This is a genomic window from Micromonospora sp. URMC 106 (genome assembly GCF_051386395.1).
GTDB lineage: Bacteria > Actinomycetota > Actinomycetes > Mycobacteriales > Micromonosporaceae > Micromonospora.
In genome coordinates this window covers 66,211-73,746 of the sequence record NZ_JBPQTP010000021.1, presented here as the reverse complement: position 1 = coordinate 73,746, position 7,536 = coordinate 66,211, and the positions used below count along the sequence as shown (strand labels likewise).

The window sequence follows — 7,536 nt, the reverse complement described above, 5'->3', positions numbered from 1 at the left end:
CCCCCCCCCCCCCCCCTTCTCGCGTACGTGGGGTCAGGCGGTGCGGCGCTGGCGGAGCCAGAGCACCGGGCCACTGACCAGATAACCGACCACGATCAGGGCGAACGTGAGCCGGATGTCGATCAGCGCGCCGATCACCGGGGCCAGCCAGAGCCACGGCGGCAGCTTGACCAGGCGGGCCAGCTTGGCGTACGGGAAGCTGGAGACCATGGCGAAGGCGAGCAGCGCCACGCCGGCGACCTGGACCGTGCCCGGCACCGGCAGCCCGATGGCCACGGTCAGGGCGAGGACGGCGGCCGCCATCGTGGTCGGCACCCCGCAGAAGAAGCGGCCGTCCTTCGGCGAGACGTTGAACCGGGCGAGCCGGATGGCCGCGCAGGCCGCGACGAGGGCACACGCCACCGCGGCCGCCGGGGTGGAGACCGAGCCGGCCAGCGAGGCGTAGACCACCACGGGGGCGGCCAGGCCGAACGAGCACATGTCGGCCAGCGAGTCCATCTGGGCGCCGAACGGGCTGGCCACGCCGAACTTGCGGGCGAGCGCGCCGTCGAGGCCGTCGAAGACGACGCAGGCGATCAGGCACAGCGCGGCGATGCGCACCTCGCCCTGCATGGCCAGGAAGATCGCCAGCATCCCGAGCATCAGGCTGCTGAGGGTGCAGGCGTTGACCACCGCGAACTTCATCCGGCGGGCCACCGTCCGCTCGCCGGGGAGCAGCGGGATCGACATCGCGGGCTCGTCGGCCGGGGTCGCGGGCGCGAGGGCAGGGCTGACCGGGACGATCGACTCGACCTCGGCGCGCTGGAACCGGCTCGGTCCGTAGCGGCGGCGCGGCCGGTCGGCGTAGCGGTGCTCGGGCAGCGACAGGTCGGTGGCGTCGCGCAGGTCGCCGTCGCGGCGGCCGACCCGGACCAGCAGCACCTGCCGGGCGAATGTGCTGCTGCGGCGCAAGGGGCCAGCCCAGCGACGTCCTGCGGGACGCGGACTGTCAGTCGTACGACGCCGGCGCCATGGGGCTCTCGGCACGTTTCCTCCATCACCGGATCGGCTGACCGCCACGGAGGCGGGTGTCCGGCTGTCTCGTGCCGGACCTTCCTGGCCCGGCAGCCATTTTGCGGAGTACACCATCGCATAGGCGAACGGGGATTGGCGATAGCTGCCGGCGGTACTTATATCTCCCTGAACCGCGCGAACCGCTCTTCTATTCCCATCTCGGGCTCCATCGCCCGTTCCTCCACCAACCCCACATCGAATGTACCGGACGCCCTCGCCGGCGGCGCGGCGAGCGCGTGCCGCCTGCCCCGGTGTTCGGTTACGGACCGTCGCCGACGAGGAACGACGTCCCTACCGCCGACGCCCCTACGGGCGGGGCGACCGGCGGCCCAGCGCCACGGCGGCGATCTCCGTGAGCGGCAGGTTGGCGAGCTGCTCGGGGGCGAACCAGCCGGCCCGGGCGGTGGATCCACCGGCCAGCTCGGTCACCCGGGGCTCGGTGGGCGCGTCGACCGCCACCCGGTAGATCACCCGGATGCCGTGCCAGTCCAGCGGACGCCCCTCCGGCCCCAGGGCGGCCGGGTTGTGCAGGTTGTTCACGCCGATCAGCTCGACCACCCGGCCGAGCTGGCCGGACTCCTCGACCAGCTCGCGCAGCAACGCGGCGACCGGCTGCTCGCCGTGGTCGGTGCCCCCGCCGGGCAGGTGCCACCGGCCGGCGCCCGGGTAGCCGTCCGCGATCATGGTGAGCAGCACCCGCCCGGCCGGGTCGGTCACCAGCCCGTACGCCCCGAAGCGCTGCCGCCGGTCGGCCGGCGGCGGGCCCTCGCGGGGCAGTGACCGGGGCAGGTCCGCCGGCAGGGGCGCGACGGGAAGGCCGAGCAGCTCGGCGGTGAACGGCATCAGTGGCACCGCCGCCGCCTCGTCGGGGGTGAACCAGGCCACCTCGTCGCTGCCGCCGGCCGGCTCCGGGCGCGGTTCGCCGTCGCGGGCCGTCACGTCGAAGACGAGGCGGTCGGTGTGCACCGCGACACCGAGGTCACGGAAGGTCGTCACGTCGGCGAGCACGGCCCGCACGCCGGCCACCTCGACGGCGAGGCCGGTCTCCTCGGCGAACTCGCGGACCACGGCGTGCGCGGGATCCTCCGCGTGCTCCAACCCGCCGCCGGGCAACTGCCAGACCCCGGGGAACGGACACGAGGCCGCACCCCGGGTCAACAGCACCCGCCCGTCCGAGCCCCGACAGACCCCGTACGCCCCGACCCGTCGCCGTTCCTCCACCCGCCCGCACTCCCCCGCCGCACCGACCCGCTCACGTCGATCATGAGGTTAGCGGCAGCGGGCCCGGCGTACCGCCCGGACGACCTCACGATCGACGCAGGCCGGGCGGGGCCCACGGAGGCGGGACGCAGGGTCAGGCCAGGCGGGCGGCCTGGACGGCTTCCGCCGTGACCTCGGTCAGGCGGTCGGTGGGCAGGGCGCCGAGCTCCTCGCGGGCGAACCAGCGCGCCTCGCAGGTGGAGCCCCCCACGTCGGCGACGGTGGGCGGGGCCGGCTGGTCGACCACGACCCGGTAGAAGGCGCGGACGCCGTGCCAGTCGATCGGGTAGCCCTCGGGCCCCAGGGACGCGGCGTCCCGGTGGCTGGCGACCCCCAGCAGCTCGACGAGGCGGCCGGTCTGCCCGGTCTCCTCGACCAGCTCGCGGATCAGGGCGGCGCCCGGCTGCTCGCCGTAGTCGGTGCCGCCGCCGGGCAGGTGCCAGCAGCCCGCGCCCGGGTAGCCGTCGGAGACCCGCGTGAGCAGCACCCGCCCGTCCGGGTCGGTCACCACCGCGTACGCGGCGAAGCGCTGGGCACGGTGCAGACCGTCCGGGCCGGGCACGGCGTAGAACGAGGGGAACTCCGGCGGCTCGTCCGGGACGATGTCGGCGGACGAGGCGGGCAGGCCGAGGGCGCGCGCGGTGAACGACCGCAGCGGCAGCTCGCGGGCCTCCTCCGGGGTGAACCAGCGGGCCAGGTCGGTCGGCCGGTCGACCCGGTCGGCGAGCGTCCCGCCCCGGACGGAGACGTGGTAGATCAGGCGGTCGGTGTGGATGGTGATGCCCCGGTCCGGCAGGGCCCGCATGTCGGCCAGCACGTCGTGCAGGCCGTCGACGGTGACGGAGAGGCCGGTCTCGGCGGCGGTCTCGCGGACGACGGTGTGGTTCGGGTCCTCACCGTGATCGACCGCCCCGCCGGGCAGCGACCACGTGCCGGGTGTGCCGGAGCGCTCCGATGCGCGGACCAGCAACACTCGGCCGACTGAATCAGCACAAACTGCGTATGCCGCGATCCTGCGGAGCGGCTCCAGCATGGTGGTCACGGGGCCAAATTCTCCCCGGCCCGGGTTACCTCCATCGAAAAGAGTCAGATTCCTGACTCAAGACTCGCGCCTCAGGGGCAGGTCAGGGTACGGCTCCGGGCGGTCACCGAGGTCGCCCGGGTCGCCGGCGCGGATGGTGGAGGCATGACTTCCACCGCCCCTCCCCAGCCCCCGTACAAGCAGCTCCGCCGCCCCGTGACCGACCGGATGGTCGCCGGGGTGGCCAGCGGCCTCGGCCGCTACTTCGCCGTCGACCCCACGCTCGTCCGGGTGGTCTTCGCGGTCACCGGCCTGCTCACCGGCGGGCTCGCGCTGCTCGCGTACCCGATCATGTGGTTCCTGATGCCCGAGGAGCCGGCGGACGCCCCCGCCTGGCCGCACCCGGCGCAGCCCGCGCAGCCCACCGTGGCGCAGCCCACGCCGCCGGCCTACCCGCCGGCGGCGTGAGGCCGGGTCACTCCCACTCGATGGTGCCCGGCGGCTTGCTCGTCACGTCCAGCACCACCCGGTTGACCTCGGCGACCTCGTTGGTGATCCGGGTGGAGATCCGGGCGATCAGCTCGTAGGGCAGCCGGGACCAGTCGGCGGTCATCGCGTCCTCGCTGGAGACCGGCCGCAGCACCACGGGGTGCCCGTAGCTGCGGCCGTCGCCCTGCACGCCGACGCTGCGCACGTCAGCGAGGAGCACCACCGGGAACTGCCAGACGCCGCGGTCCAGGCCGGCCGCGGTCAGTTCCTCGCGGGCGATGAGGTCGGCCTGGCGGAGCAGGTCGAGCCGCTCCCGGTCGACGGCGCCGATGATCCGGATGGCCAGGCCGGGGCCCGGGAACGGGTGCCGCCAGACCATCGCCTCGGGCAGGCCGAGCTGGAGGCCGAGCGCGCGGACCTCGTCCTTGAACAGCGTGCGCAGCGGCTCGACCAGGGCGAACCTCAGGTCCTCCGGCAGGCCGCCGACGTTGTGATGGCTCTTGATGTTGGCCGTGCCGGTGCCGCCGCCGGACTCGACCACGTCCGGGTAGAGGGTGCCCTGGACGAGGAACTCGACGTCGCCGTGGGCGGCGATCTCCCGCGCGGCGGCCTCGAAGACCCGGATGAACTCCCGGCCGATGATCTTGCGCTTCTGCTCGGGGTCGGTCACCCCGGCCAGGGCGCCGAGGAAGCGCTCCTGCGCGTCGACCACCTTGAGCTTGATGCCCGTGGCGGCGACGTAGTCCTTCTCCACCTGCTCGGCCTCGCCGGCGCGCAGCAGGCCGTGGTCGACGAAGACACAGGTGAGCTGGTCGCCGACCGCCTTGTGCACCAGCGCGGCGGCGACGGCCGAGTCGACCCCGCCGCTCAGGCCGCAGATGACCTCCTTGTCGCCGACCTGCTCGCGGATCCGGGCGACCTGCTCGTCGATGATGTTCTCGGGCGTCCAGGTCGGCTCGATGCCGGCGATGTCGTAGAGGAAGCGGCGCAGCATCTCCTGGCCGTGCGCGGTGTGCCCGACCTCCGGGTGGAACTGCACGCCGGCCCGCCGGCCGGTCAGGTCCTCGAACGCGGCGACCGGCGCGCCCGCCGACTCGGCGGTCACCGTGAAGCCCGCCGGGGCCTCGGTCACGCAGTCGCCGTGGCTCATCCAGACCGGCAGGTCGTCCGGCAGCTCGCGGAGCAGCACGCCGGCCTCGGGGCGGGCGCGCAGCGGGGTGCCGCCGTACTCGCGGTTGCCGGTGCGGGCCACGGTGCCGCCGAGCGCCTGGGCCATCGCCTGGAAGCCGTAGCAGATGCCGAAGACCGGCACCCCGGAGTCGAACATGCCGGCGTCGATCTGCGGGGCGTCCGGCGCGTAGACGCTGGACGGGCCGCCGGAGAGGATGATCGCGGCCGGGTCCTTCGCCAGCATCTCGGCGACCGGCATCGAGTGCGGCACGATCTCCGAGTAGACGTTGGCCTCGCGCACCCGGCGCGCGATGAGCTGGGCGTACTGGGCTCCGAAGTCCACCACGAGGACGGGGCGAGGCGTGCTCATGGCAGCAAATCCTACCGACGACGCCGCCGGGCCCCCCGCCGGTCCGCCACCACACCACCGCGGTCGACCCCCAGGTCGCCGGGCGCGGCCGTCGTCGGCGGTCGCGCGTACCCCTCGGCGGCGCCGGGCCGAGCGCGACGACGCGGAGCCGGACGCCGGGCGCCGCCCCGGAGGTGATCTCGGCCACCGCGCACGTGAGCTGCACCGCCACCGCCCGACCGGCGGGAGCCATTAGGCATGTATGCGGCTTTTGGTCTGTATACGGTGTCCCTACCGCCCGACACCGGCTCACGCACGAGGCCTCCGACGGGTGCGGTCAACGGCGCCCCCGGCGTGCGCCCGGGTCGTCGGAAGCGCGGCAGCCGGGTGGGCGCGGCGCGCCGGAGAGTCGGCCGAGGAGCGGGCATGACCGAGTGGTGGCTGTGGATGTACGTCGCCGCCATGGCGAGTGGGGTCGTGCTGTTCAGCCGGTGGCGGGCGGACCCGCGGGGAGTCCCGCTCAGCGAGTACCGGGTGGCGATCGCGGTCCCGCTCTGGTCCGGCTCCTGGTACCTGGTCCTGGCGCTGGGTGGCGGCCGGGCGGAGGTGGCCGGTCACACGCTCTACTGGGCGCGGTACGTCGACTGGGCGGTCACCTCCCCCCTGTTGCTGGTGGCGCTGATGCTGACCGCCACGCACTCGCTGCCCGGGCGCCGCTGGGGACTGGCGAGCGCCCTCACCGGGACGAACCTGGTGGTCTTCGTCTGCGGGCTGACCGCCGAACTCGCGGCGGACGCCACGATCCGCTACACCCTGTTCACGATGGGCGTCCTGGCCTTCCTCGGGCTCTACGGCCTGATCTGGGGACCGTTACGCACCCACGCGCGGCGCCAGCCGGAGGGGATCGCGGCGGTGTACACGGAGGCGGCCCTGCTGCTCAGCGTGCTCTGGGTGGGCTACCCCCTGTGCTGGATGATCGGCCCAGCCGGCGTCGGCCTGGTTGACTCCGCCACCACCAGCCTGCTCTACGTCCTGCTGTCCATCCTGACGAAGGTGGGCTGGAGCATCCTCGATCTCGGCCGGCTGCGCGCCCTGTCCGACCGTGGTCACCTCACCGTCGTCTGACCCGGCCAGCGGGGCCGGCCCCCGAACGCCGGTGGGGGACGGCCGGGCACCCGCCCCGACCCGACGGCCGCCCCCGGACGCGACCGACGCGGCGGAGGGCCGGCGGAGGCCGGACCGGCTGCTGCGGCGCGCCGGGACGGCGTCGCAACTCGCCCTCGGCGGGCTGCTGGCGTCGTCGCCGCTGATCGACGCCGCCGGGCTGGGCAGCTCGCCGGCCTTCCTGCTCGGGGGACTGCTCCTCGGGCTCCCGCACGGCGCGGTCGACCACCTGGTGCCCGCGTGGCTGTCGGCGCGCGCCCGCCCGCTGTCGGCGCGCGTGGCGCTGCTGGCGGCCTACACGGCCGTGGCCGGCGCCGGGCTGGCGGCCTTCCGGGCCGCGCCGGACCTGGCGCTGGTCGGCTTCCTCACCGTGTCGGTCGTCCACTTCGGCACCGCCGACGAGGCGTTCCACGCCGAGCGGGACCGCCGGCCGATCCGGCCGAGGGTGGCCGCCGTGCTCGCGTACGGGGGACCGCCGGTGGTCATCCCGCTGGTGCTGTGGCGGGACCAGGTCGACCCGCTGCTGGCGGCGGTGGCCCCGGAGGCGCCGGCCCTGCTCACCGTCGAGGTGCGGGCGCTCGCACTGGCCACCGTGCTGTGCGCGGTCGCGGCCACCGCGCTCCGGGACGCGTGTGCCGGACGCGCCCGCGACGCCGTCCAGCCGGTCCTCCTCGCCGCGCTGTTCAGCACCGTGCCGCCGTCCCTGGCCATCGGGGCGTACTTCGCGGCCTGGCACTCCTGCCGCCACGTCGCCCGGCTGCTGCGCCACGATCCGCGGAACGCGGCCGACCTGGGAGCCGGGCGGGTCGGACCGCCGCTGCGTCGCTTCGCGCGGCAGGCGGCGGCTCCCACGGTGGTCGCCGTCACCGCCCTGCTCGCCCTGGTCAGCTGGCCCGGCCAGCGGGCGGACCCGCTGCCCGCGGCGGTCGCCGTGCTGGCCGCGTTGACCCTCCCGCACGCGGCGCTGGTCGCCTGGACGGACCGGCGCGTACCCGTGCTCCGACGCCCGACGCGTTGACGGGTGCCGGGC

The 7,536-nt window shown here is 74.8% G+C and carries 7 protein-coding genes; 3 read left to right on the top strand and 4 right to left on the bottom strand.

Features of this window, described 5'->3' with window-relative positions:
* Positions 1–33: 33 nt before the first annotated feature.
* From ACSNOB_RS10185 to ACSNOB_RS10175, 3 genes are all read right to left on the bottom strand, one after another.
* Positions 34–951 carry a CDP-alcohol phosphatidyltransferase family protein gene (locus ACSNOB_RS10185; protein WP_436686359.1) on the bottom strand — a complete coding sequence of 306 codons (918 nt, stop codon included), beginning with the start codon at positions 949–951 and terminating at the stop codon, positions 34–36.
* A gap of 408 nt (positions 952–1,359) precedes the next feature.
* Positions 1,360–2,274: an NUDIX hydrolase gene (locus tag ACSNOB_RS10180; RefSeq protein WP_436686358.1), complete on the bottom strand. Its 915-nt coding sequence runs from the start codon at positions 2,272–2,274 to the stop codon at positions 1,360–1,362.
* A 133-nt stretch (positions 2,275–2,407) separates the two neighbouring features.
* Entirely contained in the window at positions 2,408–3,355 is a 948-nt protein-coding gene (locus ACSNOB_RS10175; protein WP_436686357.1) for an NUDIX domain-containing protein, read from the bottom strand.
* A gap of 144 nt (positions 3,356–3,499) precedes the next feature.
* Between ACSNOB_RS10175 and ACSNOB_RS10170 the strand changes: the two genes are divergently transcribed.
* Positions 3,500–3,802, top strand: coding sequence for a PspC domain-containing protein (locus ACSNOB_RS10170; protein WP_436686356.1), 303 nt, complete (start codon positions 3,500–3,502; stop codon positions 3,800–3,802).
* Positions 3,803–3,809: 7 nt separating this feature from the next.
* Here ACSNOB_RS10170 and guaA read toward each other — a convergent pair whose 3' ends face one another.
* The gene (gene guaA / locus ACSNOB_RS10165) at positions 3,810–5,363 is read right to left on the bottom strand and encodes a glutamine-hydrolyzing GMP synthase (RefSeq protein WP_436686355.1); all 1,554 of its coding nucleotides are present in this window, start codon (positions 5,361–5,363) and stop codon (positions 3,810–3,812) included.
* Between the two features lie 405 nt (positions 5,364–5,768).
* On the opposite strand from guaA, the gene ACSNOB_RS10160 reads away from it, so the two are divergent.
* Entirely contained in the window at positions 5,769–6,467 is a 699-nt protein-coding gene (locus tag ACSNOB_RS10160) for a bacteriorhodopsin (protein ID WP_436686354.1), read from the top strand.
* A 31-nt stretch (positions 6,468–6,498) separates the two neighbouring features.
* The gene (locus ACSNOB_RS10155; RefSeq protein ID WP_436686353.1) at positions 6,499–7,524 is read left to right on the top strand and encodes a Brp/Blh family beta-carotene 15,15'-dioxygenase; all 1,026 of its coding nucleotides are present in this window, start codon (positions 6,499–6,501) and stop codon (positions 7,522–7,524) included.
* The last annotated feature ends 12 nt before the right edge of the window (positions 7,525–7,536 follow it).